Annotated in this window: 23 protein-coding genes; 5 read left to right on the top strand and 18 right to left on the bottom strand. The window is 53.6% G+C overall.

Annotated features, from left to right (window positions below; all coding sequences use genetic code 11):
* The 6 genes from PJE062_RS18390 to PJE062_RS18365 form a co-directional block, all read right to left on the bottom strand.
* Positions 1–1,383: an aldehyde dehydrogenase family protein gene (locus PJE062_RS18390; protein WP_008550833.1), complete on the bottom strand. Its 1,383-nt coding sequence runs from the start codon at positions 1,381–1,383 to the stop codon at positions 1–3.
* Positions 1,384–1,418: 35 nt separating this feature from the next.
* Complete coding sequence (locus PJE062_RS18385) at positions 1,419–2,816, bottom strand: glutamine synthetase family protein (protein ID WP_008551206.1); 1,398 nt, start codon at positions 2,814–2,816, stop codon at positions 1,419–1,421.
* Positions 2,817–2,947: 131 nt separating this feature from the next.
* Positions 2,948–4,003, bottom strand: a complete 1,056-nt coding sequence (locus PJE062_RS18380) for a TRAP transporter substrate-binding protein (protein WP_008551172.1) — start codon at positions 4,001–4,003, stop codon at positions 2,948–2,950.
* A 139-nt stretch (positions 4,004–4,142) separates the two neighbouring features.
* The gene (locus tag PJE062_RS18375) at positions 4,143–5,468 is read right to left on the bottom strand and encodes a TRAP transporter large permease subunit (protein ID WP_008551214.1); all 1,326 of its coding nucleotides are present in this window, start codon (positions 5,466–5,468) and stop codon (positions 4,143–4,145) included.
* The gene (locus PJE062_RS18370) at positions 5,465–5,974 is read right to left on the bottom strand and encodes a TRAP transporter small permease subunit (protein WP_008551036.1); all 510 of its coding nucleotides are present in this window, start codon (positions 5,972–5,974) and stop codon (positions 5,465–5,467) included. Before PJE062_RS18370 ends, PJE062_RS18375 begins: the two co-directional genes overlap by 4 nt.
* Before the next feature lies 1 nt (position 5,975).
* The gene (locus tag PJE062_RS18365) at positions 5,976–6,806 is read right to left on the bottom strand and encodes an N-formylglutamate amidohydrolase (protein ID WP_008550940.1); all 831 of its coding nucleotides are present in this window, start codon (positions 6,804–6,806) and stop codon (positions 5,976–5,978) included.
* Positions 6,807–6,949: 143 nt separating this feature from the next.
* Here PJE062_RS18365 and PJE062_RS18360 point away from each other — a divergent pair, with 143 nt between their 5' ends.
* The gene (locus PJE062_RS18360) at positions 6,950–7,843 is read left to right on the top strand and encodes a MurR/RpiR family transcriptional regulator (RefSeq protein WP_050773947.1); all 894 of its coding nucleotides are present in this window, start codon (positions 6,950–6,952) and stop codon (positions 7,841–7,843) included.
* Here PJE062_RS18360 and PJE062_RS18355 read toward each other — a convergent pair.
* On the bottom strand, positions 7,840–8,817 hold the full coding sequence (locus PJE062_RS18355) for a TDT family transporter (protein ID WP_008551129.1): 978 nt from the start codon (positions 8,815–8,817) through the stop codon (positions 7,840–7,842). The two genes, PJE062_RS18360 and PJE062_RS18355, sit on opposite strands and share 4 nt — an antisense overlap.
* Before the next feature lie 155 nt (positions 8,818–8,972).
* Here PJE062_RS18355 and PJE062_RS18350 point away from each other — a divergent pair, with 155 nt between their 5' ends.
* From PJE062_RS18350 to PJE062_RS18340, 3 genes are all read left to right on the top strand, one after another.
* Positions 8,973–9,866, top strand: coding sequence for a LysR substrate-binding domain-containing protein (locus PJE062_RS18350; RefSeq protein WP_037037581.1), 894 nt, complete (start codon positions 8,973–8,975; stop codon positions 9,864–9,866).
* A 274-nt stretch (positions 9,867–10,140) separates the two neighbouring features.
* Positions 10,141–11,109 carry a helix-turn-helix domain-containing protein gene (locus tag PJE062_RS18345; RefSeq protein ID WP_008551079.1) on the top strand — a complete coding sequence of 323 codons (969 nt, stop codon included), beginning with the start codon at positions 10,141–10,143 and terminating at the stop codon, positions 11,107–11,109.
* Between the two features lie 116 nt (positions 11,110–11,225).
* Positions 11,226–13,217: a tyramine oxidase gene (locus tag PJE062_RS18340; RefSeq protein ID WP_008551005.1), complete on the top strand. Its 1,992-nt coding sequence runs from the start codon at positions 11,226–11,228 to the stop codon at positions 13,215–13,217.
* A 38-nt stretch (positions 13,218–13,255) separates the two neighbouring features.
* On the opposite strand, the gene PJE062_RS18335 is transcribed toward PJE062_RS18340, so the two are convergent.
* The 4 genes from PJE062_RS18335 to PJE062_RS18320 all read right to left on the bottom strand — a co-directional run bounded on the left by PJE062_RS18335 (position 13,256) and on the right by PJE062_RS18320 (position 16,560).
* Positions 13,256–13,900 carry a DJ-1/PfpI family protein gene (locus tag PJE062_RS18335; RefSeq protein ID WP_008551227.1) on the bottom strand — a complete coding sequence of 215 codons (645 nt, stop codon included), beginning with the start codon at positions 13,898–13,900 and terminating at the stop codon, positions 13,256–13,258.
* A gap of 95 nt (positions 13,901–13,995) precedes the next feature.
* Complete coding sequence (locus PJE062_RS18330; RefSeq protein WP_008551141.1) at positions 13,996–15,396, bottom strand: HAMP domain-containing sensor histidine kinase; 1,401 nt, start codon at positions 15,394–15,396, stop codon at positions 13,996–13,998.
* Positions 15,389–16,066: a response regulator transcription factor gene (locus tag PJE062_RS18325; protein ID WP_008550965.1), complete on the bottom strand. Its 678-nt coding sequence runs from the start codon at positions 16,064–16,066 to the stop codon at positions 15,389–15,391. The genes PJE062_RS18330 and PJE062_RS18325 overlap by 8 nt, the downstream gene beginning before the upstream one ends.
* Positions 16,067–16,197: 131 nt before the next feature.
* On the bottom strand, positions 16,198–16,560 hold the full coding sequence (locus tag PJE062_RS18320; RefSeq protein WP_008551157.1) for a hypothetical protein: 363 nt from the start codon (positions 16,558–16,560) through the stop codon (positions 16,198–16,200).
* A 283-nt stretch (positions 16,561–16,843) separates the two neighbouring features.
* Here PJE062_RS18320 and PJE062_RS18315 point away from each other — a divergent pair, with 283 nt between their 5' ends.
* Positions 16,844–17,452 carry a TetR/AcrR family transcriptional regulator gene (locus PJE062_RS18315; RefSeq protein WP_008551248.1) on the top strand — a complete coding sequence of 203 codons (609 nt, stop codon included), beginning with the start codon at positions 16,844–16,846 and terminating at the stop codon, positions 17,450–17,452.
* A 33-nt stretch (positions 17,453–17,485) separates the two neighbouring features.
* Here PJE062_RS18315 and PJE062_RS18310 read toward each other — a convergent pair whose 3' ends face one another.
* The 7 genes from PJE062_RS18310 to PJE062_RS18280 form a co-directional block, all read right to left on the bottom strand.
* On the bottom strand, positions 17,486–17,836 hold the full coding sequence (locus PJE062_RS18310) for a RidA family protein (RefSeq protein WP_008550821.1): 351 nt from the start codon (positions 17,834–17,836) through the stop codon (positions 17,486–17,488).
* A gap of 35 nt (positions 17,837–17,871) precedes the next feature.
* Positions 17,872–18,987, bottom strand: a complete 1,116-nt coding sequence (locus tag PJE062_RS18305; protein WP_008551131.1) for an FAD-binding oxidoreductase — start codon at positions 18,985–18,987, stop codon at positions 17,872–17,874.
* Positions 18,984–20,399: an NAD(P)/FAD-dependent oxidoreductase gene (locus PJE062_RS18300; protein WP_008551093.1), complete on the bottom strand. Its 1,416-nt coding sequence runs from the start codon at positions 20,397–20,399 to the stop codon at positions 18,984–18,986. The genes PJE062_RS18305 and PJE062_RS18300 overlap by 4 nt, the downstream gene beginning before the upstream one ends.
* Complete coding sequence (locus PJE062_RS18295; protein ID WP_008550871.1) at positions 20,392–20,721, bottom strand: (2Fe-2S)-binding protein; 330 nt, start codon at positions 20,719–20,721, stop codon at positions 20,392–20,394. The genes PJE062_RS18300 and PJE062_RS18295 overlap by 8 nt, the downstream gene beginning before the upstream one ends.
* Before the next feature lie 145 nt (positions 20,722–20,866).
* Positions 20,867–21,871 (bottom strand): TRAP transporter substrate-binding protein DctP, encoded by a 1,005-nt coding sequence (gene dctP, locus PJE062_RS18290; protein ID WP_008551078.1) that lies wholly within the window; start codon positions 21,869–21,871, stop codon positions 20,867–20,869.
* Between the two features lie 95 nt (positions 21,872–21,966).
* Complete coding sequence (locus tag PJE062_RS18285; protein WP_008550834.1) at positions 21,967–23,265, bottom strand: TRAP transporter large permease; 1,299 nt, start codon at positions 23,263–23,265, stop codon at positions 21,967–21,969.
* Position 23,266: 1 nt separating this feature from the next.
* Positions 23,267–23,782, bottom strand: a complete 516-nt coding sequence (locus PJE062_RS18280; protein ID WP_008551084.1) for a TRAP transporter small permease — start codon at positions 23,780–23,782, stop codon at positions 23,267–23,269.
* Positions 23,783–23,827 lie beyond the last annotated feature (45 nt).

Below are 23,827 nucleotides of genomic sequence, written 5' to 3'. Positions count from 1 at the left end.
TTATGCCTTTTTGAGATGGTAGGATTTTGGACGGGTCAGGTTCTGATAACCGATCTCTGAGAGTGCACCACCGCGACCTGTGTCTTTGCAGCCGGTCCAGCAGAGTGCCGGATCCAGATAATCAGCGCGGTTCATGAAGACAGTGCCTGTCTCAATCTGCGCACCAATTTTCGCTGCCCGTGCAGGGTCTTGGGTCCAAAGAGAGGCTGTCAGGCCGTAGTGGCTGTCGTTCATCAGGTGGATCGCTTCTTCGTCGCTCTCCACTTTCATGATGCCAACCACGGGGCCGAAGCTCTCTTCGCGCATCACTTCCATGTCATGGTTCACATCCACGAGGATCTGCGGAGCCAGATACGCACCACCATCATCTTCCGGGAAGAGACTTGCGTCGATCATCGGCTTTGCGCCCTGCTCAACCGCATCCGCCACTTGCTTGCGCACGACGTCCGCAAAGCGAACATGTGCCATTGGGCCGATGGTTGTTTCCTCATCTAGTGGACTGCCAAGCTTGTAGCCTGAAACGATCTCGACAGCCTTCTTCACAAATGCATCGTATTTGGAAGAGTGCACGTAAATACGCTCGATACCACAGCAGCACTGGCCGGAATTGAACATAGCGCCATCGATAAGAGTTTCAGCCGCAGCCTCAACATCTGCATCATCCATGACATAGCCTGGATCTTTACCACCCAGCTCAAGGCCAAGACCAGTGAAAGTGCCAGCAGCAGCTGTCTCAATCGCGCGGCCACCGCCAACGGAGCCGGTGAAGTTCACAAAGCCGAAATTGCGGCCTGCGATCAGGTGAGAAGTGGTGTCGTGATCCAGGAACAGGTTTTGGAAGACCTCTGGCGGGACGCCCGCCTCAGCGAAGGCCTTTGCCATGCGCTCGCCAACCAGAAGGGTTTGGGTCGCGTGTTTCAGGATCACGGCATTACCGGCGATCAGGGCTGGAGCCACTGTGTTGATCGCAGTCATGTATGGATAGTTCCATGGTGCGATCACAAGAATCACGCGGTGTGGCTCCTTCTCGATGCGGCGTTCGAAGTTGTCGCTCTCTTCCGCGATGATCGGCTTCAGGCTTTCTTCCGCGATCTTTGCCATGTATGAGGCGCGCTCGTTAAAGCCGCCGAACTCGCCGCCATAACGGACCGGGCGGCCCATCATTTTTGCAAGTTCCGGAACGATTTCGTCGTTCTGTTCACCAATCTTAGCAACGCCAGCCATCACCAACTTGATGCGCTCCTCGAGTGGGCGTGCTGCCCACTCTTTCTGCGCCCTCTTGGCACTGGCAATGACGGCTTCTGCTTCTTTCTGGCTTGCCACCGGACGTTCTGCAAACACAGAACCATCTACCGGCGAAATACATTTTAGTGTTTTTGTCATGGTCAACTCATCATTCACAGCAGTTGCTGTTCACATCAGGCCCGTTCAAATCCGCGTGCAACCTCCCAGTCAGTTACACGGCGGTCATATTCATCCTGCTCGATCTTGGCGGCATGTGCGTAGTGATCAACCACATCACCACCAAAGGCATCGCGAAGCATTTCGGAGGATTTCATTGCAACTGCGGCATCGCGCAGGGTTGTTGGAATTTCGCGTGCACCTTCACCGCCATAGGCATCACCTCTGAACTCAGGCTCCAGCTCCATTTCCTTTTCGATGCCGTCAATGCCAGCAGCCAAAAGAGCGGCCATCGCCAGATATGGGTTCAGATCTGCTCCGCCAACGCGGCACTCAACACGCACGGCTTTGGTGCCATCACCACACACGCGGTAACCCGCAGTGCGGTTGTCCATGCTCCAGATCGCTTTGGTTGGTGCAAACGTGCCAGCTGCAAAGCGCTTGTAGGAGTTGATGTTTGGCGCGAGGAAGTAGGTGATCGCATCAGCGTGCTTCAAAAGACCTGCCAAATAGTGGCGCATCATTTTGGACATGCCGTACTCACCAGCTGGATCGTAGAACAGGGATTCACCGTCCTTGCCCCACAATGATTGGTGCACATGAGAAGAGCTGCCAGCTGCGTCATAGTTCCATTTGGCCATGAAGCTCACGCTCTGGCCCTGCTGCCAGGCGATTTCTTTACAGCCGTTTTTGATGATGGAATGACGGTCAGCCATGGTCAGCGCATCGGAATAGCGGACATTGATTTCTTCCTGCCCGGCATCTGCTTCACCCTTGGAGCATTCCACCGGAATGTCAGCACCATTGAGACCGTTGCGGATGGCACGCATCACGTTCTCTTCCTTGGTAGTCTGGAAGATATGATAGTCTTCGTTATAGGCGGAAATCGGAGACATTCCGCGGTAACCCTTTGAATGGGCTTCTTCAAAACTCTCTTTAAAGAGGAAGAATTCCAACTCTGTTGCCATGTTCGCGGTCATGCCCATGCCTTCAAGGCGGTCAACCTGGCGTTTCAAAATAGCGCGTGGAGAATGAGGAACCTCTTTGTGGGTGTGGTGGTCCAGCACATCACACAGAACAAGTGCAGTGCCTTCCAGCCACGGAATAACGCGTAAGGTGGCAAGGTCTGGCTTCATGACGTAATCGCCGTAGCCTGCTTCCCAGCTTGTGGCCTTGTAGCCGTCCGGAGTGGCCATCTCCATATCGGTTGCAAGCAGATAGTTACAGCTGTGGGTCTCTTCCCAGGCGCTGTTCACGAAGAATTCTGCCTGAAAACGCTTGCCCATCAGACGGCCCTGCATGTCCACCTGTGCTGCAATCACTGTGTCAATCTCACCGGCATCGACCAGCTCGCGAAGCTCGTCGAGGGTCAGTTTTCCGGTTCTACGTGTCTTTTTGGTTTCTTCTCGCAACATACCTGTTCCCCGAGGACCCTGTTAAAGCGGCGGATGCCCTCGCCTCTCCTGCATGGCATCACCGACACTGCTTACTCACTGTGTGACTTGGCCAGCCCGGAACCCGGGCCGACCGTTCTTGGATACTCAGCTTAACCGTAGCGGTAAGGACGTCCGGCTTTTGCCATTGCTGCGTTGTATTCCTTCAGGATTTTGACAACGCGCGCATTGCGCTCGGACTTGGCTGCAATCTCGTCCCAGAACTTGAGCGCTTCTGCTTCCACAGTTGCCCACTCTTCATCAGGAATAGAGGTCAGCTCCAGCTTTTCACCCTGCGTGCGCAGCTTCGCTTCACCTGCCCAGTACCAGTGCTGGCGGTAGTAGTGAGAGCTGTCCATGCACAGGTTGAAGAGGGTCTTCAGGTGGTCTGGCAGTTCGTTCCAACGCTCTTCGTTTGCGAAGTAAGAACCAGCCCATGCGCCGGAGATGTTGTTGGTGAGGAAGTAGTTGGTCACATCAGCCCAGCCTACGGTGTAGTCCTCGGTGATGCCTGACCATGCAATACCGTCCAGTTCGCCGGTCTGCATTGCAACTTCAATGTCTTCCCATGGCAGGGTGACCGGAACAACGCCGAAGCGTGTCAGGAACTTACCAGCCGTTGGGAAGGTGAAGACGCGCTTGCCCTTGAGGTCTGCCAAGCTGCGGATCGGGTCTTTGGTCGCGAAGTGACAAGGATCCCAGGCACCGGCGGAAAGCCACTTAACGCCTTCTACTTCGCCATAAGCTTCTTCCCAGATCTCTTTCAGGCCCCAGTGGTTAAACAGGGCTGGAACATCAAGGCTGTAGCGGGAAGCGAATGGGAAATAGCCACCGAAAACAGATACATCTACTGGTGCTGCAATGGAGTCATCATCTGACTGCACAGCATCAATGGTGCCACGCTGCATGGCGCGGAAAAGTTCACCGGTTGGTACCAGCTGGTCAGCGTAGTACAGCTCAATCTCCATCTCACCATTTGCTGCCTTGTTGAAGGCATCAATGGATGGCTTGATCACGTGCTGTGCAAGCGCTGCACCTGCGTATGTCTGAAGGCGCCACTTGATTGGGCGGCCCGCAGCATGAACAGCCGGTGCTGCAAGGGTAGATGCACCAGCAGCTGCGACGGTTGTCAAACCGGCTTTCTTAAGAAAATCACGTCTATTCGTCATACTCAATTCCCCTTGGAATATGAATTTCTGGATCCCTCAGTACCGGTGGACTTTTTATTGCGAGGGGTGTGATTTTTATCTGTCTCCATCCGGAATTCTTGCATTACTTCAATGGTTACGCTGGTAAGGTCTCCTCATGTCAGCGTGCGTAATAAAGGTTCGGCAGCCAGAGCGCGATTTGCGGGAAGACCGTCACCAGACCCAAGCCAAACACCATGATTGCCACGAATGGAATGATGGACTTGTAGATGTCTGTCAGTGAGATCTCCGGCGGCGCCATGGCGCGCATCAGGAACAGGTTGTAGCCGAATGGCGGTGTCATGTAGGCGATCTGACAGGTGATGGTGTAAAGCACGCCGTACCAGACAAGATCGAAGCCGAGGATTTTCACCAGTGGCACGTAAAGTGGTGCCACGATCACCAACATGGCGGTGTCATCCAGGAACATGCCCATCACGATGTAGGAGAGCTGCATCAGCAGAAGGATCTCCCATGGGCTAAGGCCCAGATCACCCACGAAGAAGTTCTCAATCGCCCGCACAGCACCTAGACCATCAAACACAGCGCCAAAGGCAAGTGCTGCCAGAATGATCCACATGAACATACAGCTGATCTGCAGTGTCTTCTCAGTGGTGATGTGCAGCAGTCGGAACGACAGGCGTCCTTTGAACCATGCAGCAAGCGTAGCAGCGGTTGCGCCAACTGCGGAGCTTTCAACGAGGCTGGTCACGCCCATCAGGAACAGACCTGTCATGGCAAAGAAGATGAACAGCGGAATTACCCCAGCCTTCAGCAGGCTGATCTTTTCACCCCAGGTGATCTCCTTGCGCTCTTCCTCAGAAAGGGTTGGTCCCAGTTCCGGCTGAAGGCGGCAGCGGATGACGATGTACAGGATAAACAGACCCGCCAGCAGCAGACCCGGAATAGCACCAGCGAGCCACAGCTTGCCCACAGGCTGGCGGGCAATCATACCGTACAGAACCAGAACCACACTTGGCGGCACGAGAATGCCCAGTGAGGAACCGGCCTGAATAACACCGGTGACCATCACCTTGTCATAACCACGACGTAGCAGTTCTGGCAGAGCGATGGTTGCGCCGATAGCCATACCGGCCACAGACAGACCGTTCATGGCGGATATCATCACCATGAGGCCGACTGTGCCGATGGCCAATCCACCATGCAGGCCACCTGTCCAGACATGGAACATCTTATAAAGATCTTCCGCAATGCCTGACTCAGAGAGCATATAGCCCATGAAAATGAACAGTGGCAGCGTGAGGAGCGGGTACCACTTCATCAGCTTCATACTGGCGGAGAAGGCTATTTCGGAGCCGCCATCACCCCACAGAAGCAGAGCGGCGATAACAGCAACGGAACCAATTGCAGCAAAAACGCGTTGCCCGGTGAGGAGCATCAGCATCATGCTGGAGAACATCAAAATGGCGATCAGTTCATAACTCATGGCGCAGGTCTCCCAAGGGCTGCGGCCAAGTCCTTAAAGAACGTCGCGATTGCCTGAAGCAGCATCAAGAAAATTCCAAAACACATTACGGCTTTGATCGGGGCCATCGGTGGCGCCCATGCCGAATAGCTTTCCTCGCTGTATTTGATGGCGTATTCCAATGAGGAAAGGCCGCCATAAAGGAGGAAGATGAGGTAGAAAATCAGAAGCAGGATGGTCATCACATCCATAATGGCCTTACGTCGTGGAGACCAGCTTCCGTAAAACAGATCCATGCGCACGTGGGATTGCGTCTGCATGGAATATGCGCCACCCAGCAGGTAGTAGGCGGCCATGGTGAACTGCGCTGTTTCCAGCGTCCAGAGTGGTGGTGCGAAAAAGGTCTTGGCGATGGAGGAGTACAAAAGCACTCCCAGCATCACGAAGATGAGGTACATGGCAAACCGGCCAACATATTTGTTGATCCAGTCAACCCATCTGACGAAAACAACTATTCCCCTTGGCATTTTAATCTGCTGCCCTTGCTTTTGTTGTTGCCCCCTGCCCGCTCACAGCTGTTTCAGCGCTAAACTGTGGCAGGACTTGCAGAATTGCCTCTCCCAACAACTCTGCAACTTGCTCCTGGTCTGCTCGTTTAGCGATAAGGTCGTTGCGTACCTCAATCATAACGTTTAGCAGGCCGCGGGATTGTGCCTGAGAAACAAGGGTATGCGTAACCCCGTCTTCTGGCCCATACGGTTCGTTTCTTTGTATGTCGTAGAGATCTGACGGGCACAGTGCGTTCAGAAGCGCATCAGCAAAACGTGTGTCGCTGTCGTGCAGAACGCCCACTTCCACGGCGCGTTTCTTGCCGTTGTAAACCGGGGTGAACGAGTGGATGGTGATCATTACCGGCAACTGTCCGGAGGCCTGTTTGGCATCAATCACCTGTTTCACTTCGGCTTGGAAAGGACGGTAATACTTGTTGACCCGGTCCAGACGCTGTTCATCACTCAAGGAGACATTGCCCGGCACCTCAAAGATTTCGCTCTTTTCCGGCATGGCGCTTGGGGCCTCCGGTGGGCGGTTACAATCATAAACGAGGCGCGATACTCGTTGAGCGACCAGGGGTGCGTTCAGCCTGGTGGAGAGGAGTTCGGCGACTGCTAGAGCTCCTGGATCCCAGGCTGCATGGCTGCTTGCAGCTTCTTCGCTTAGACCAAGGCCATCAAGGTATGCAGGAATAAACTTGGATGCGTGTTCGCAGACCAACACAATCGGAGCTGCTCCTCCTGTATTGATCGTTTCAACAATGTCGTTGCCAACAGATTCTATCTGGTCAATTTTGACTTCAGACAAGAACAGTCCCCCCGATGCATCTTGTTTTTCCTTGTACTTTCAGTCTTTTTATTCGTAAAAGAGATTCTGAAAGAAATGTTTCGAAAGAGACTAATCTGAATGGAACGTTTCACAAAGCCTAAAAACTAGGCAAATATACATACATGAGGCAGGTGAGAGACGTGCGAGACCCAAATGAACAGACCGTCGCAGAAAAATTACGCGGACATTTTAATGGGTTAACTCGTGCGGAGCGCCAGTTGGCTGTCTCTCTGCTTGCAAATTATCCAGTCAGCGGGCTAGGCAGTGTGTCAGAGCTTGCAAAATCGGCAAATGTTTCTGGTCCAACCGTTGTCAGAATGGCGCAAAAGATTGGTTTTGCTGGTTTTTCAGAGCTGCAGGCAGCTCTGCGATCAGAGGTGGAAGAGACCATTTCCAACCCGATCTCCAAACAGGAACGCTGGACCCGAAATGCGCCTGATGCACATATTCTGAACAGGTTTGCAGATGCTGTCATCGACAATCTGAAACAAACCTTACAGCAAATCGACCCCCAGGACTTTGATCAGGCCGTGCGTTTGCTCACAGATCGTGAACGTGCTGTCCACATTGTTGGGGGCCGTATCACCCGTGCGCTTTCAGATTACTTCTTTACGCACTTGCAGGTGATCCGCGATGACGTGATCGCCATTGCTTCCAATTCTAACACATGGCCGCATTATCTTCTGAATATGAAAGAGGGAGATGTGGTGGTTGTGTTCGATATCCGTCGATATGAGCACGACATCCTGCGTTTTGTAGATCTGGCGCGCGAACGAGGCGTTGTGGTGATTGTGTTTACAGATCAGTGGACGTCACCAGCAGCGGTTAATGCAGAGTATGTGTTCAATGCTCGCATTGAAGCGCCGTCGGCCTGGGATAGTACGGTGGTGATCATGTTCATTCTGGAAGCCATGATCGAAGCCATGACGACTTCCACCTGGGAGATCACCAAGGAGCGTATGAACACGCTGGAGAGCTTGTTCGACAAAACCAAGATGTTCAGCAAGTCCAGTTAGTTGGGCTGCTGCTCGGTGACGCGTGCTGGCATCAAAGCTGGCGCGAAGAATGTGAGGTATTTGAAGCTCACATAAAGAACAACTGCGGCGGCCACATAAAGTTCAATGTGTGCCAGTGCTCTGATTTGCGCAACAAGGCTGGCATTCGTGCCAAGACTTTCCATCCATGTCACGGTTTTGAAAAGGGCTGTCGCGCCAATCACCAGCGGGAATGTGAAGGCTGAGAAGCCCGGAGAGAATGGTAGGCGGAACAAGCGCAGGAAGGACAGATAGATCAATGCTGTCATCGCAACTGCAATGCCACCTAAAACCGCAACCATAATCGGAGAAGGGTTTGGGGTGAGTGTCAGGTAGCCTGCCAATGAGAGACTTGCTGGCGCTGCCAGAATAGCAATGGTTGGCTTTGCTGCATCCGGCACCTCCGGATGGAAGATCAGCCGATAGAGCATCATCGGCAGCATGATGGCATAGGCAACCAGACCGAACCAAAGCAAGGCATTGGCAAAACCTTCAAACACGCCACCCGGAAAAGAGACCGCCGCGACGATGATGCCCACTGGCGGCACAAACCAGCTTGGCACCATGTGCTGAAGGTTGAAGTTCTTCACCCGATGATATGTGAAGGCGCACAGGAATGTGAGGTGGAGTGCAATTCCCAGCAGCCAAAGCATTTGCCCGACAGCGAAACTATACTGCGCGATGGCATAGGAAACGATCATCAGCGCCATAGCCGTTGTAGGCAGGACACTGCCAACCACTGGATGCTTCAGATCCTCAAAGATAGCAGTATGGGCAAGGATGATCTTGCCAAGCAGCAGCACCAGCAAAACACCGGAAATCAATGCGCCTGTGAGTTGTAGGGCTCCTCCAAAGTTGCCTGCATTTTCCAGTGACCAGCCAAGACTTGCTATGCCAAGCGCGAGACCACCAAGCGGGGCCGGAACGTGTGCCAGTTTGCTGCGAAGAGTATTCATGGAAAATGCCAGTAACCTGAGGGTGAAAAACCTAATTATGCAACTCAAGTTCCTAGCCGATTTGATATGTCCTGAAAATCTGAATATATTGAATAGGATGTTCAGATAAATTGAACACGTTATGATGTGATCCCAATTACAGGCGTATCATTGGAATGAATATAACGCTTCGTCAGCTTAGAGTGTTTGTTTCTATTACTCAGGAAGGCTCAATTACCGCAGCTGCTGAAAAACTATTCCTGACCAAGTCTGCCATCTCCATGGCGCTTGCGGAGTTAGAGCGGCAGCTGGGGCGTAAGATGTTCGATAGGGCTAACAAGCAGCTCATCTTAAACGAGCAAGGGCGCCGTTTGCTGCCTCTGGCTGATGAGTTGTTGGACCGGGCAGAAGCGATCTCTCAGATCTTTGAGGGCGAGGATGCAACCAACGGTAATTTGCGTGTGGGGTCCAGTTACACGATCGGCAATCATCTGCTGCCGACCTTGCTCGGTGATTTCCGCAAAAACACCGGCTATCTGCATCAATCCCTGAGCCTTTCCAACTCCACCAAAACCTGCCGAATGCTGTTGGACTTTGAGTTGGATCTCGGCTTCATCGAAGCAAAGATCAGCGATAAGCGATTGAAGGTGGAGCCCTGGATGACTGATGAGATGGTGGTTATCTGCGCGCCCTCTCAATGCCCCAATGCTGATGAGCCGCTCGCCCTTGAAGCGCTGGAAGGCAACAATTGGGTGCTCCGGGAACCGGGATCAGGGACGCGTGAGTATTTTCTGACGGAAGTCGGGTCTAAGCTGAACGACTGGACTGAGGCGTTTGAACTCAACAGTACAACGGCGATCGTGAATGCAGTGATTGCAGGGCTTGGACTTGCCGTGCTTTCCAGACGATCCGTCAGTGCAGCTGTTCAGGATGGTCGCCTGTCGATCCTTCCCCTCCAACACAAGATGACCCGGCAGTTCTCTCTCGTTTACAACACTGAGAAGTACCAGAGCCCTGTCTTCAAGTCCTTCAAGGAGTACGCCCACAACTGGGCGCTGGGACGTGAGTGACTACAAAATAGATAGGCTTCTATCGCATGGAATTGCAATTAAGCATCGTTTAAAAGCAAGCGAAGTAGCAGTCAAACTTGATCCCTAAACCACATTTGCATGCAAAAATATGCAATTAAATCATATGTATATAGTAAAGTGATCGATTGCTTGACCGGATGATGAGCCCGCCGGTAAAACCGATTATTTCTGTCATTTATAGGAAAATGCATATATCTGGCTTGATTGCTGTTTAGATTCTTTCTAGCATTCCCCATGGTAAGGGGAGGCGCCAGTGTGTATTCAGATACCTTCAGATCAATCCTGTCGATTTGAGCTGGATGAATGGAACACACGGCTGACTGAAATTTGTGGTCATTTCGTCACCAACACAGAGACTGGCAGCGTAACCGGAAATGCCTCGCTGCTGCATCTGGGAGATGTAGACTGCGCCCGTGTCACGCACAATGCCAGAGAGATTACCCGCGGCCCTTCTGATATCAGCAAGGATGGAGAGGCCTACTACTTCCTGATCCTTCAATTACGTGGTGAAGCTGAGTTGGAGCAAAATGGCCAGACGGCCCTACTCTCTAGCCCCGGTGATATGACGCTGATTGATTCAGTAAAATCCTCTGTCTTTCGCGCCAATCGAGAGTTGGGGTCTGACCAGATCTCCATCCACATCCCCCGCCATCTGCTGCACAAACAGTTCAACTCCACCTACGCCTGCGGGCGTAAAATCTCGGCTGTATCTGGAGCTGGTCAACTGATCAATGCACACCTCAACATACTGCTGTCAGCTCAACCCGGAAGCCAGAAGCAGCATTTGTTGTCAGGGGCTTTCCATGATGTGGTGAGTGCAACATTTCTGGATGAAGACACGAGCACCTTGCAGGAGGGTTATGACAAGCTGCAGCTCCTCCTCTCGCTCATTCATGACAACGCATTGGAAGAGAACTTCAATATCGATGAGCTCTCAAAGCTTTCCAGCATGTCACGCAGCAGCATTTATCGGCTCTTTCGGGAACATGGCCTGAGCTGCAATGAGCAGATCGCCAAGGTGCGTGTCGGGCGGTTTAAACGGGAGCTGTCCCGTCGTTTGCATTCCAGACAAGACTTCAGAATTTCACAGCTTGCCTTCGAGTTTGGCTTCCGCGATCTGTCGACATTTAACCGCGCCTTCCGGGCGCAAGTTGGCATGTCTCCGCGCAACTTTGCTGAGCAGATCCGGCAGAAGGAACCAGCTCTGAAACGATATGCCTAGTAAATTGCACAGGATGCGCAGACTCACAGATCGTTGCTCGCCTAAGCTTTAACTGGACGGAATTTGGGGGAGAAGACGCTGGAGGGTTCATCTCCCCTTTCACTGGGAGGGAACCAATGACTTCAAAACTGTTGGGGGGGCTTGTCGCCGCTTCGATGCTCACATCGGCGGCCTACGCTGCTGATCTTCATCCACTGGACGGCTTGACGGGAGATGAGCTTAACGCGGTTCGGGCGACGCTGATTGAAGCGAGTATCGCCAGCGACAAAACTCTTTACCCGCTGATTGAGCTTCTTGAGCCACACAAGCAGGCAGTGCTGAGCAATGCGACGGATGGGAGCCTTGATCGCAGAGCAACAGTGCATTTTCAGGAAAACGACAAGTTCCATCAGGCCGTGGTGAACATCACCAAGGGCACTGTTGAGAGTTCTTCCGCGATGGAAGGCCAGCCGATGATCATGCTGGCGGACTTCATGTCTGCCATGGAGATCGCGCTGGGAGATGAGCGCATGGTTGCTGGTCTTGCCAAACGTGGACTGACACCAGACGATGTGTTCTGCCTTCCGCTGACTGCGGGCAACTTCTTCAGCGATGCCGAAAAAGGCAAGCGTCTGATGAAGGTGCCGTGTTACGTGAACCCAACCAGTTCCAACTTCTACGCTAAACCGGTTGAGGGGCTGGTGGCCGTTGTGGAGCTTTCCGAGCGCATAGTGTTGGATGTGCTGGACGAAGGCGCTGTTCCGCTACCAGAGGATGACTGGGGCTACAACGAAGATGAAGTCGCTAAACGCACTGCACTGAGAGCCAAAACCAATCCGGCGCGCTTGCGTCAGGAAGGTGGCCCGAACTTCTCTATTGATGGCAGCGAGATCACCTGGGACATCTGGAAGATGCGTTACCGCGTCGACAAACGTCCCGGCCTCGTTTTGTCGCAAGTGAAAGCCAATGACGGCAACAATTGGCGTTCTGTGCTCTATCAGGCCTCCCTTTCTGAGGTGTTCGTGCCGTATATGGACCCATCAGAAGGCTGGTACTGGCGCACCTATATGGACAGCGGAGAATACGGTTTTGGCTTGTTCCTGACACCGCTGCGCAAGAATGTGGACTGTCCGGATTACGCCACCTTCCTCCCTGCCCTCATCCACGATGATATGGGCCAGCCGCTGGAGATCCCTGACGCAATCTGCATCTTTGAGCGGGACATTGGAAATCCGGCATGGCGTCACTTTGAGGTGTTTGCTCAGTCAGAAACAGAGTTTGTTCCGGCGGAAGGTCGTCCAGAGACAGAACTGGTCATCCGCACCGCCTCTGAAGTGGGCAACTACGACTACCTGATCGACTATCGCTTCAAGCAGGATGGCACCATTTATCTGAAAGTGGGTGCATCTGGTCTTGATGCGGTGAAGGGTGTTGCCTCTAAAACTCTAACAGATCCAACTGCTGCAGAAGATACGAAATATGGGTCGTTGATCGCGCCATATCTCGTGGCCCCATTCCACGATCACTACTTCAACTTCCGCCTCGACTTTGATGTCGATGGACCAGATAACACAATGATGGTTCAGGAGATTGTTGGTGGCGAGCCTCCCGTCAATATCCCGCGTCGTTCACTTTGGACAGTGAAGAACACACCGGTGAAAAGCGAGATGGAAGGCCGTTTCCGCCTCAGCTCCATGAAGCCAAAAGCCTTTATGGTGATGAACGGAAACGTGGACGGGTATCTTGGTCACAAGCCGGGCTACATGATCCACCACGGCAGTGTGTCTTACGCACCATTTGACTTTGAGAACGATGCACCATTCGTGCGCAATCGTTACATCGAATACAGCGTGTGGAACACGGCTTACGATCCAAAAGAGCGCTACGCAGGTGGTGAGTTGGCCATGGGTTCAGACGGCTCTGATGGTCTAGCAGAATGGGTGAAACAGGATCGCGATTTGATGAACAAGGACGTGGTCACCTGGTTTACCGCTGGCTTCCATCATGTTCCACGTATGGAAGACTGGCCGGTCATGTCTACGGAATGGAAGACCATCCATATCCAGCCGATGAACTTCTTCCCACGCAACCCGGCTCTTACCATCCGGTTGCCAGACGCAAACAGCTAAGTGATACCAATCGGTTAGAGCATCAGTTAAACGGTGCTCTAACCGAGACTTTTATAGGTGTAGCCTTCTCCGGGAATGGGTTTCACGCGCCCATCCTTAGGCGGCAGCTCGATGGAGACACCAAGCTTTTCCATGAAGGCCTGCATCCAGGCCCAGAGGCCGTGCCATTCCACGCCGTAAACGATGTTGCCATCGACCACCACGCCCTCATAGTTCAGCTTTTCATAGGTGTTGCCCGCCATCTGAACTTCCGTCTCGCAAACGAAGTTTCCGGTCATGGTTTTGCCTTTCAAAAGGCCCGTGGACAGCAGGATCTGAACACCCCGACAAATGGATGCAATCGGTTTGTTTTCCGTGATGAAATGCGCTGTCACCTCCCGCACAATCGGGTAGGTGCGCAGATACTCGCAGGAGCGACCTCCGGGGAGAACCAGTGCGATGTAATCAGTAGGATTGAGGTGGTCGAGAGCCACATTGATGTTGATGCGGTGCCCTTCCCACTCTGTCACGGTTTGGTAGTTTTTGTTGATGTCATGAATGGAGGAGGCAACTGTATCCCCCTCCCGCTTTTGGGGGCAGGCAACATGCACTTCATATCCAATGGCTTTCAGCAGCATGAAGGGAACAATGACTTCGTAGTCCTCACCAAAGTCACCGGTAATCAGAAGGATCTTGCTGCTCATGAGTACACCTCTCTCCAAAATGTTTGGTGTGAAAGATGACATGACGCACTGAGCAAACTGTTTGGCAATCAGATCGACTTTGAACCGTGATTGAGTCAGTTTGCTCCTGTTTGCTCGTTTGCGAAAACAAACTCGATGCTGAGGCCGGAGCCTGAAGCAGGTGCAGATAAGATCAACTCGGCCTGATGTAAATCCGCGATGGCTTTAACCAATGCCAGACCTAGCCCCGCACCCGGTGTGCTGCGGCTTTTCTCCATTCGGAACATCGGCTCAAGCACGCGTGGATAGAACTCCTCCGGAATACCGGGGCCATTGTCCCTCAAGCCCATGGTGTTGCCTGATACGAAAAGGGTGACTTTAGCGTCCTGAGGTGTATGGCGGAGAGCATTTTCAATGAGGTTGGCAAGAGCCTGAATGAGCAGCACACGGTCAGCATGGATCGTAGTCGCATCTTTGATTTCGAGAGAGAATGTCCGGCCAGTTTCCTCAATGACCGCCTGATAGATCTCAGCGACTTCATTTGCCAGAGTATCCAGCTTGAGTGGCTGAAACTGCTTCTTTCTTTCACCTGATTGGATACGCGAAATGCGCAGCAAGGCATCAAAGACTTCGAGTAGTTCATCCGTTTTCTTGAGTGCAGCAGCAACGCCCTCAGCATCGCTGACACCCTTCAGATTCTGCTCTTGCGTCTGCTCCAGTTGAGCTCTGAGCCGTGTGAGTGGGGTCTTCAGATCATGCGCGATATTGACGGAAAGGTCTCTGACCTGCTGCAGCGTTGTTGCGAGCCTCTGCGTGGTGTCATCCAGCTTCACAGAAAGGATGTCGAGGTCATCCTTGCAGTCCCGAGGGGCAATCCGGGTTGTCAGATCTCCGGCTGCGATCTGGTCAAGAGCATGCGTGATTTTGGAAAGACGTCGCTGCGCCCGCCAACCAAACCAGAGGCCACCACTAAGCGTGATCAGCATCATCACACCGCCGCTGAACAGGAAGGCATAAGGCAGCGTGTTCAATAGCTGATTTCGCGCCCTCAGGCTTGCCCCTACAACAAGCGTGCCACCGGGAACGCGGCCCACATAGGCTCGCCAGCTGGTCTCGGATTCAACATGCTCGCCGCTCTCCTCATCCTCTTCGTCCTCATGAAAGTAATAGGGCGCGAGGTTTATGAAGCCGGTTTCGCCATATAGATCAGGGATCGGATAGCCATAGATCTTGCCTGTGTCCGACTTGAAACTGATGAACTCATCGACGCTGAAATGCTCCGATTCTGATTGGTAAGAGCCGGCAATCGACTGATAGGTTGCCCCGCGAGAAAGATCAGTCTTGATCTGATCAAACTTGTCCAGCAGCTCATTGTCGATGGTTTGGTTGAGGTTAGCACGGATAGAAACATCTGCCAGCAAACCTGTTGCCAGTAGCACGCCCAAAAACACCAATGTCAGTGCAAAGGCCTGACGTAAGGCGGACATTTGCCAGAGGTGTTTGAGCGACTTAATCATCCAGTATGTACCCTGCTCCGCGAATAGTCCGGATGAGTTCAATATCAAACGGCTTTTCGATTTTGCTGCGCAGGCGGCTGATATGGGTCTCTACCACGCTGCTGGTCGGGTCGAAGTTCATGTCCCAAACCTTCTCCAACAGCATGTTCTTGGTCAACACACGGCCTTTGTTGCGAATGAAGGTTTCAAACAAGCGGAACTCTTTTGCATTGAGCGGAACCGGCTGGCCTGCTCGGGTGCATTGCTGTTTCAGCAAGTTGAGTTGGAATTTCTCGACTTCAAGGCAGCTTGTTGTTTCGCCTGAGTTGGTACTGGGGCGGCGGCCAAGCGCGGAAACGCGAGCTAAAAGCTCTGAGAAAGCAAAGGGTTTGGGCAGATAGTCATCTCCGCCTGCATCCAATCCTTCCACGCGGTCCTCGACAGAACCAAGCGCGGTGAGAAACAAGACGGGGACAGAGTTGTTGGTAGAGCGTAGTGCTTTCAAAACCGACAGGCCATCAAGACCCGGTGTCATGCGGTCCAGAACGATGACGTCATACTCGCGTGTGGTTGCATTCAAAAACGCATCGTGGCCGTCTTTGACCCAATCAATTACATGACCCGCCTTGGAGAGGCCGTCTTCAACCCATGTTCCGATTTCGATGTCGTCTTCCAGCAAGAGAATGCGCATAAGATACTCTGAGTAACTGCAGTACGTTGTGTTTGCACGAACCGGTTGATCCGGTCAAGAAAGCGCATCAACGTCTGGAAACGTTGATGCGCACTTCCTCGGGTGGTGTTGGGGACTACCCGCGGGAAGTATTAGCCGTGGGATCGGCTTGAACGTTCGTGCTCGTGCTCCCGCTGAACTTCATCATCATGGCGGTCACAATCGTCGTGGTTACGATCTTCGTCATGGTCATCGTAGCGATCGTGCTCATCACGGTCGTCATGTTCGTTGCGTTCATCATGCCCTTCACCGTGTTCAGAAGTGTCATCGTAATCTTTGCAAGATTCTGCTTTTTCAGCGCGATGTTCTTCCTGAACAGAGCGGGCATCGGCAACAATGAAAGGTGTATTGATCTGGAGGTCGGCCTCCGGGGCGGGTGTGCCAGCAGCAGCGACAAAACCAGTTGAAGCAACGGTCAAAAGAACGGAACTCATCAAAATACTGATTGTTTTCATAGTGTATCTCCTTGGGGGCGTTATTGCCGGGACATCCAAGGAGTAGCCCGCCAGTTTTTCAGCTGCCGGACACCAACTTTACAAGTTTGTAAGCTTGCATAAATTCGTCAAACTCAAATCAAAGGAAGCTTTCAGCTTAGTGAACGGGAAAAAAGCGTATCAACCTTGCCTGTGATCATCCGGCACAGGGGCCATGATTACATGCTAGCGTTTCCCTTGAATCGCCGAAAACAGCCGTATTGCGGCCAGAAATAGGTCGTGACCGAGACTTTGGAGAGCGTTTATGAAGGGCCCCCAGCAAAGCAGAGAGGATATTCCGGCTGCATTGCAGGATGATCGTATGATCATTCTTCAAGGCTCTTTATGTTGTTTCGCGCGTAACGGCTATTTCAACACCACCTTCAAGGATATCGCCAAGGAAACCGGGCTCTCCCAGCAAAGCATTGGCTCCATCTTTGCCAGTAAGGACGAGATTCTGGCTGAGTATCTGCAGATGTGCGATGATGAGATTGTTGAGCAGATCAAGGAGGAAACAGAGTCTGATGCCGATGTGCTGGAACGCATCCGTTCTATCTGTGTGACCACGCTGATTTACCTTGGAACGCACTCAGAACTGACGGCGATCTGGGTGGAGTTTTACAAGCACCATGTTGCACGTGTGGTGTTGAAGAAGTTCTTCGGCCTGCTTCGCAGCCGTATCAGCGAACAGATTGTCGAGGGGATGGAAAACGGTGTGATCCGCAAAGCGAATGCAACGCATATCGTCGAAGCCATCGTTGAGTTGTTTGAAGGAACTCTGATCCTGAGCCGTCTTGAGGGCACCAATAACGAGGTGGAACGGCGCTTTCTGGCTTCCTGGGAGGTGATGGTGGAAGGCCTCGTTCAGAAATAGCGAGCCCGCAGCTAACGCGGGCTCAGCTTAATCTTACTGCGCAGCAACCACAGTGAACTCAACCAGAATGTCTGGACGAGCCATGCGTGCTTCCACACAGGCGCGCGCTGGTTTCTCACCATCAGCAACCCATGCGTCCCAAACCGCATTCATTGCCGCGAAGTCTTTCATATCGCGCACATAAATGGTGGTGGACAGGATCCTGTTGCGATTACTGCCAGCTTGTTCCAGCAGAGCATCAACCTTTGCCAGACAGCGCCGGGTCTGTTCGGTGATGTCCCAGCTTGGATTATCTGCAGCGGTCTGGCCGCACAGATAGATGGTGCCGTTGTGCTTGACGATCTTGCTCATGCGGTGGTTGGAGTCCACGCGTTCAATGGTCATTGGTTTACTTCCTGTTGTCTTGGAAAATTGAAGAGTTAGAGCACCTTGCGCTCAAAGCGATCAATGCGGAACGGGTTCAGATCAAAGCTGGATCTGCCAGTGGTGATCAACTGGGTGAGAACATCCCCCACCACTGGGCCAAGCTGAAAACCGTGCGCGGAAAAACCGAAGGCATGGTAAGCGTTGCGTGCATTCACCCCGGCGCCAATCACCGGCAAATTGTCTGGCATGTATGCCTCTAATCCAGCCCACATGCGGTTGATGACGGCCTTTTTCATGATAGGAAAGAAGGTCTTAGTCGTCTCAGCAGCAAGCGCCAGTTTCTTGTAGTCCAGTGTCGTGCGGTTGTTATCACGGTCCGCAAATCCCTTCGCCCCACCGCCGATCAGAACCGTTCCGTTCTCAAACTGTTTGAATGACAGCTGCCGTGAGATCGCTCCAACCACTGGCCCGGCAAAGTGTGGCATGCGGGCGGTGATCATCAGCATGGGCGCGCTGTGCGAGAGGGGGACATTGTCGCCCATCAGAACCGCGGTTTTGTCAGCCCAGGCGCCGGAGCAGTTGATCAGAATGCCAGCATTATAGGTTGCCTTGTCAGTTGTGACCTGCCAGTTGTCGCCGATTTGGCGAAGAGACTGAACGGCTTCGCCTTCATGAAAGACCGCTCCTGCGCGCTCGGCAGCTAATCGGTATGCGCTGGTGGCTTTGTAGGGGATGGCATAACCGTCTTGCTCAGAGACGACACCACCGACGCAGTTGGAGGCAACATGAGGCAGGCGTTCGCGCAGTTCCTGCTGATCGATCTGGACTTCGTGATTATAGCCAAGCTCCGCTAGTTGATTGATGCGACTGATGATTTTGCTTATGTCCGCATCATTGATCGCGATGTTGATCAGGCTGCGTCGGCGAAAGCCGGTGTCGGCATCCAGCTCCTGATCCAGCGTTTGCCAGCGTGTCATAGCTTCTTTGGAGAGGGGGACTTCTGCAAAGTCGCGGCCCAGCAAGCGCACGCCGCCTGCGTTTACACCGGAGGCATGGCGGCCAACGTAGTCTTTTTCCAGCACCAGAGCGTTTATGCCAGCGTTTGCAAGGTGATAGGCTGTTGCGCTGCCGTGGATTCCGCCGCCGATGATGATTGCATCAAAATTCATGCGGACACCTCGGCTGGTTTTGGTGCAGGTTGCACCTCCTGAAAATGGCTTAGTTCTTCGATGCTTAGCAGTTTTTGCGGCGAGCGCAGGCGGTAGTAGCCTACCTCTGAGACAGGCTTGCTCTGCCAGTCCGCCAGCAGCTCGCTGACCGTATGTCCACACTGTCGGCCCTGACACGGACCCATGCCGCACCGTGTTAAGGCTTTGAGAGCATTAGGATCTTTCGCACCTTGCTCGAACCCGGTACGGAGCTGTCCAACGGTCTGTTCCTCGCATCTACATACCAACGTTGAATTTTGCGTTGGAATGCGTTGCTGTGTTGGAGGCGCGTAATAAGCGTCCAGAAAACGGCGGAAGGCTTTGAACGAGTTCATCGCCTTCAAAGGGGCCATACTCATGCTCTCCAGGTCCGACTTATCCACCTTGCCAAGTTTGTGCATGGCTTGCAGCGTAGCCAGACGGCCTGCGTGCCGAGCCGCTTCAGCACCCTGAATGCCAGCAGCGTCACCAACCACGGCGATGTGCGGGATGGAACTTTGGCCCCAGTCGTCATGTGTCGGGGTCCAGCAGAGCTGTTGCTCTGACCAGTGATGATCCATTCCAAGAGCTCGGGTCATGTTGAGGTTGGGAATAACGCCCTGATGCAGAAAGATGTGGTCAGCGTTGACGGAGTGTGTGCGGCCGTCCTGTTTGAACTGCAGGCCAACGGCCTTGCTCTCTCCCAGAACGCTCAGGTCAGATGCGTGACGAAAGACCGGAACGCCAGCTTTGCGGATCTCGTTAAGGAGCTTCAGCCCCTTGATGAGGTAAGCTGGTTTGCTCAGCGCACCTCCCAGATGCTGCAAAGCGCGACCAACACCTCCAGCTGGTGTAGTATCGACCACCGCGTTGACGGTCACGCCGAGGCGCAGGTATTGGGCGACGATCAGGTACAGCAGCGGACCGGTGCCTGCGAAGATAGCACCGTCTTTCACCATACCGTCCGATTTCAACATCACCTGCGCGCTACCAGCGGTCATCACACCGGGAAGATGCCAGCCTTCGATTGGGAACGGCCGCTCCATCGCGCCGGGGCTGATGATGAGTTCGCGGGCGACAAGGCGGCGGGTCTGGTTGTCTTGCGAATAGAGAACTTCGCCACTCTCGCCAATGTGCCAGACATCTGCGTTCTGGTGGCGGTCAATGTCGGCCTCAAGGAAGGCGTTCACCAGCTCTGCGCCCTCTGTGTATTCAACACCCAGAACGGATGGGTCCAGCAAAGGACTTTGCGTGACATCGCGGTAGATCTGGCCGCCGGGTGTTGCCTTTCGGTCCAGAACCACAACGGAGGCGCCAAATTCTGCGGCCTGCAAGGCGGCAGACATGCCGCCGGGGCCAGCGCCGATGATGGCAAGGTCAAAAATCTCAGTCATGCTGCGCTCCCTCATCTGAACCAAGTGGAGCAATGGACTGTTCGGTCAGCAGCTGACTGCGAACTTCCATTCCTTCAGAAACCTTGGCGAGGCAGGCCTGTTGGTTGGGGATGCCATCAATCTCAACAAGGCACTCGAAGCACACGCCCATCGCGCAATAGGCGGAGCGTTGATCGCCGGAGACGGAGGCCAGACGAGTTTGCGTTGTGCCGGAAAGCGCCATGGCTGCCCAAAGGCTGGAGCCTTCAGCTACCTGAACCGCCTGCCCGTTTATGGTGATGGAGACATTCGGGGTCTCGGTTTTGCGCAGTGAGCGAAACATTGGACCTGCCTTTTACTGGCACATTTCAATTGGGAGGCAAGCGCCTCCAAAACCGGGCGGATCAGGCAATTCGATGACACCGGGGTCGGGGCCGGTGGGGGAACGAGACTGCCTGATCCGATTGGAGACCTAGCGGTCTGAGTACTTAGTTCTTGATCTTCTCAAGAATGGACTGACCCCAGTCAGCGCCAACATCGTTCAGGATCTGTGGCCATACGTCTGCGCGTACTTTCTTGGCCGCTGCTGCCAGTTCCTTATCAGAGAGGCTGACGATGGTTGCGCCGTAGTCTGCCAGTTTCTGCTCGAATGCACCCTGATCGGATTCAGCTTTGGACCAACGCTTGGCTTCAAACTCTTTCGCAGCTTCTACGAGCGCTTTGCGGGAGCTTTCATCAAGGCCTTCAAAACGCTCGGAGTTGATGATCAGGTACCAGACTTCAAAGTGCGTGTTCACCGGGATGTAGGTTTTCGCAACATCACGGAAGGAGGCGTAGTAGCCTTCAGCACCGGAACCAACCACACCGTCAACAACACCGGTCTGCACAGCGGTGAAGGCTTCAGAGAATGGAATTGGGGAGCTGATGTAACCCAGCGCGTCTGCGGTCAGCTGGAAGCTTTTGATACCAGGCACACGAACCTTGATGCCTTTGTCTGCATTTGGATCACCTGGAGCAACAGCGTCACGGTTCAGCGCGATACCGCCGAAGTACACCGGATAAGCTGCCAGCATGGTGATGTCCTGCTTGGCATAAAGTTCTTTCATCGCGTCATGGATGGCGCCGCCTGGACCGTAGATCTTCTGCGCCTGCTCCCAGTTTTCAGCCACATATGGGAAGGCACTGATCTGCATTTTGCGCTCAACAGCGGTTGCTGCCGGCTGCACAGCCATGTCGATTGCACCAACGGAAATACGCTCCTGCACAGTGGTGTAATCACCCAGTGCGCTTGCCGCGAAGATCTTCAGCTTCAGATCGCCATTGGTTGCTTTTTTCAGCTCTTCAGCAAGGTCTTTCACTTCCAGATCAACAGTTGCACCCTGCGGACGGATGTGGCTGATCTTCAGCGTTTTGGCGTGAGCGACAGATGCTGCACTTACACCACCAATGATGGTTGCCAGCGCAAGGGTCGTTTTCAATGCCTTCAAAATCATAGTTCACCTCTGTGTTTTGTTTTCAATCGCAACTGAGGTTGCTGTTATCGGAGCTGCTCCCACAGCTCGCTTTGGGCTCTTGTCTGGTGATGGGGTCAGTAACCAAAGAGCCGGGGAATGAAGAGAGACAGGTCTGACCAGAAGGAGGTCAGGAACACCACTGGCAGATAGCCAAACAGGATCAGGATCATGGCCGGGCGGATCACCTGAGTGACTGGCACCTTGCCGATGCGTGCGCCCAGATAAAGGATCGAAGCGTATGGAGGGGTCACACCGCCCATGGCTGTGTTCACGCCCATGATCGCTGCAAACTGGATCGGGCTGATGCCGATCGCTTCCATGAGTGGCAGAAGCAACGGAGCAATCAGGATGATCGCGGTCACGTCGTTCACCACCATGCCCACAAGGAAGAGCAGGATGTTGATGAGGATCAGCAGCAGGATCTTGTTCTCAGTAATGGAGAAGATCGCTTCCACCAGCTCCTGAGGCACGCTTTCCAGAACGAACATCTGGGAAAGGATCATGGAGAACAGGATCATCAGCATGATCGCGCCAACGGAAGTCGCAGCTTCTTTGCCTGCACCAAGGAAGGTTTTGGCATCCAGACCACGGTAGATGAGGAAGCCAACTGGGATCGCGTAGATCACCGCAACAGCCGCCGCTTCAGTTGGCGTCATGATGCCGCCGTAGATGCCGCCAAGGATGATGACTGGCATGAGCAGCGCCGGGGTTGCCTTGAAACCGCGATGGCTGGCTTCCTGCACGAAGGCTTTGCCACGCGGGCGGTCTTCCAGTTTCAGGTCAAACTTGCGCGCCAGACGCAGGTTCACAACAGAGAAGCTGGACATGATCAGCAGGCCCGGACCAAGCGTTGCGAGGAAGCAGGCAAGGATGGATGTGTCTGTCACCCAGCCATAGACAATCATGGTCACGCTTGGCGGGATCAGTAGGCCAAGAAGAGAGGCGTTGGCGATGAGAGCGGTGGCGTAAGCGCGCGGGTAGCCCTGCTTTTCCATCTCAGGAATAAGAAGCGGACCAATCGCAGCCACACCGGTGAGGCCGGAGCCGGAGATCGCACCGATGAGCGCACAGCTGACAGTTGCCACAACGCCCAGACCGCCGCGCAGATGGCCGATGAAGATGTTGACGAAGTTGAGCAAACTGGCGGCAATGCCGCTGACGCTCATGATCGTGCCTGCCAGAACAAACAGCGGAATAGCAAGCAGAACCGGGTTGCCAAGCTGTTGGAAGCCCCAGAGCATGTTGCCCTTCATGATGACGTCACCAGCGAAGTACATGGTCATCAGGCCCGCGCCAAAACAGTAGGGCAACGGCACGCCAAGAGTGAGCAGAATAACGAGAACTGCAACGGAAAGAAGTGCAATCTCAACCATATCAGGCCAGCTCCTCTTGTAGGGACTCTGTTGTGTGTGTGGCTGATGGTGGGTAGTTGCCTGTCGCGACCTGATAGATGTGGCGGCCAAGCTGGATTGCAGTGAAGACCATCATCAGCACAAGGCCGGTGATCAACGCCACGTCCACGTAGAAGGTTGGGATGTAAAGGGTTGGGCTCTCTCTCCAGACACGCATGGAGTATTTGGTGAAGTCCCACGCCCAGTAGGTGAGCCAGCAGCCGATAACGAGGCTCAGCGCTTCGCCGATGAGCGCGAGCACGGCCACTTGCTTTGGTGTTTTGAGGAAGATCTCAAGAACGTTGGCGCGGATATGGCTGTTTTCGCGCGATGCGTTTACCGCACCGGCCATGTAAAGCCACATTGTTGGGTAAAGCAGGCTCTCTTCCAGCCCCAGGACTGGGATCTCAAGCAAGTATCGCGTGATCACCTGTACAAACTGGCCCAATGCAACAAGGCAGATCAGCCCCGTCAGCAGCAGGCTCATAAAGCGATCCATCAGCAATCCTCCCTAAGTAGATGTCCGCAGTGCTGTTCCGGGGAA

Source organism: Pseudovibrio sp. JE062 (assembly GCF_000156235.1).
In the GTDB taxonomy this organism is placed as follows: domain Bacteria; phylum Pseudomonadota; class Alphaproteobacteria; order Rhizobiales; family Stappiaceae; genus Pseudovibrio.
The sequence above is the reverse complement of the archived record's forward strand: the minus strand, read 5'-3'. Positions and strand labels throughout refer to the sequence as shown.

What these genes read in the sequence shown, in the direction of transcription:
- PJE062_RS18390 (WP_008550833.1), bottom strand. Translation starts at nt 1,383, where the DNA reads ATGACAAAAACACTAAAATGTATTTCGCCGGTAGATGGTTCTGTGTTT.
- PJE062_RS18385 (WP_008551206.1), bottom strand. Translation starts at nt 2,816, where the DNA reads ATGTTGCGAGAAGAAACCAAAAAGACACGTAGAACCGGAAAACTGACC.
- PJE062_RS18380 (WP_008551172.1), bottom strand. Translation starts at nt 4,003, where the DNA reads ATGACGAATAGACGTGATTTTCTTAAGAAAGCCGGTTTGACAACCGTC.
- PJE062_RS18375 (WP_008551214.1), bottom strand. Translation starts at nt 5,468, where the DNA reads ATGAGTTATGAACTGATCGCCATTTTGATGTTCTCCAGCATGATGCTG.
- PJE062_RS18370 (WP_008551036.1), bottom strand. Translation starts at nt 5,974, where the DNA reads ATGCCAAGGGGAATAGTTGTTTTCGTCAGATGGGTTGACTGGATCAAC.
- PJE062_RS18360 (WP_050773947.1), top strand. Translation starts at nt 6,950, where the DNA reads ATGAGGCAGGTGAGAGACGTGCGAGACCCAAATGAACAGACCGTCGCA.
- PJE062_RS18355 (WP_008551129.1), bottom strand. Translation starts at nt 8,817, where the DNA reads ATGAATACTCTTCGCAGCAAACTGGCACACGTTCCGGCCCCGCTTGGT.
- PJE062_RS18350 (WP_037037581.1), top strand. Translation starts at nt 8,973, where the DNA reads ATGAATATAACGCTTCGTCAGCTTAGAGTGTTTGTTTCTATTACTCAG.
- PJE062_RS18340 (WP_008551005.1), top strand. Translation starts at nt 11,226, where the DNA reads ATGACTTCAAAACTGTTGGGGGGGCTTGTCGCCGCTTCGATGCTCACA.
- PJE062_RS18335 (WP_008551227.1), bottom strand. Translation starts at nt 13,900, where the DNA reads ATGAGCAGCAAGATCCTTCTGATTACCGGTGACTTTGGTGAGGACTAC.
- PJE062_RS18330 (WP_008551141.1), bottom strand. Translation starts at nt 15,396, where the DNA reads ATGATTAAGTCGCTCAAACACCTCTGGCAAATGTCCGCCTTACGTCAG.
- PJE062_RS18325 (WP_008550965.1), bottom strand. Translation starts at nt 16,066, where the DNA reads ATGCGCATTCTCTTGCTGGAAGACGACATCGAAATCGGAACATGGGTT.
- PJE062_RS18320 (WP_008551157.1), bottom strand. Translation starts at nt 16,560, where the DNA reads ATGAAAACAATCAGTATTTTGATGAGTTCCGTTCTTTTGACCGTTGCT.
- PJE062_RS18315 (WP_008551248.1), top strand. Translation starts at nt 16,844, where the DNA reads ATGAAGGGCCCCCAGCAAAGCAGAGAGGATATTCCGGCTGCATTGCAG.
- PJE062_RS18310 (WP_008550821.1), bottom strand. Translation starts at nt 17,836, where the DNA reads ATGACCATTGAACGCGTGGACTCCAACCACCGCATGAGCAAGATCGTC.
- PJE062_RS18305 (WP_008551131.1), bottom strand. Translation starts at nt 18,987, where the DNA reads ATGAATTTTGATGCAATCATCATCGGCGGCGGAATCCACGGCAGCGCA.
- PJE062_RS18300 (WP_008551093.1), bottom strand. Translation starts at nt 20,399, where the DNA reads ATGACTGAGATTTTTGACCTTGCCATCATCGGCGCTGGCCCCGGCGGC.
- PJE062_RS18295 (WP_008550871.1), bottom strand. Translation starts at nt 20,721, where the DNA reads ATGTTTCGCTCACTGCGCAAAACCGAGACCCCGAATGTCTCCATCACC.
- dctP (WP_008551078.1), bottom strand. Translation starts at nt 21,871, where the DNA reads ATGATTTTGAAGGCATTGAAAACGACCCTTGCGCTGGCAACCATCATT.
- PJE062_RS18285 (WP_008550834.1), bottom strand. Translation starts at nt 23,265, where the DNA reads ATGGTTGAGATTGCACTTCTTTCCGTTGCAGTTCTCGTTATTCTGCTC.
- PJE062_RS18280 (WP_008551084.1), bottom strand. Translation starts at nt 23,782, where the DNA reads ATGGATCGCTTTATGAGCCTGCTGCTGACGGGGCTGATCTGCCTTGTT.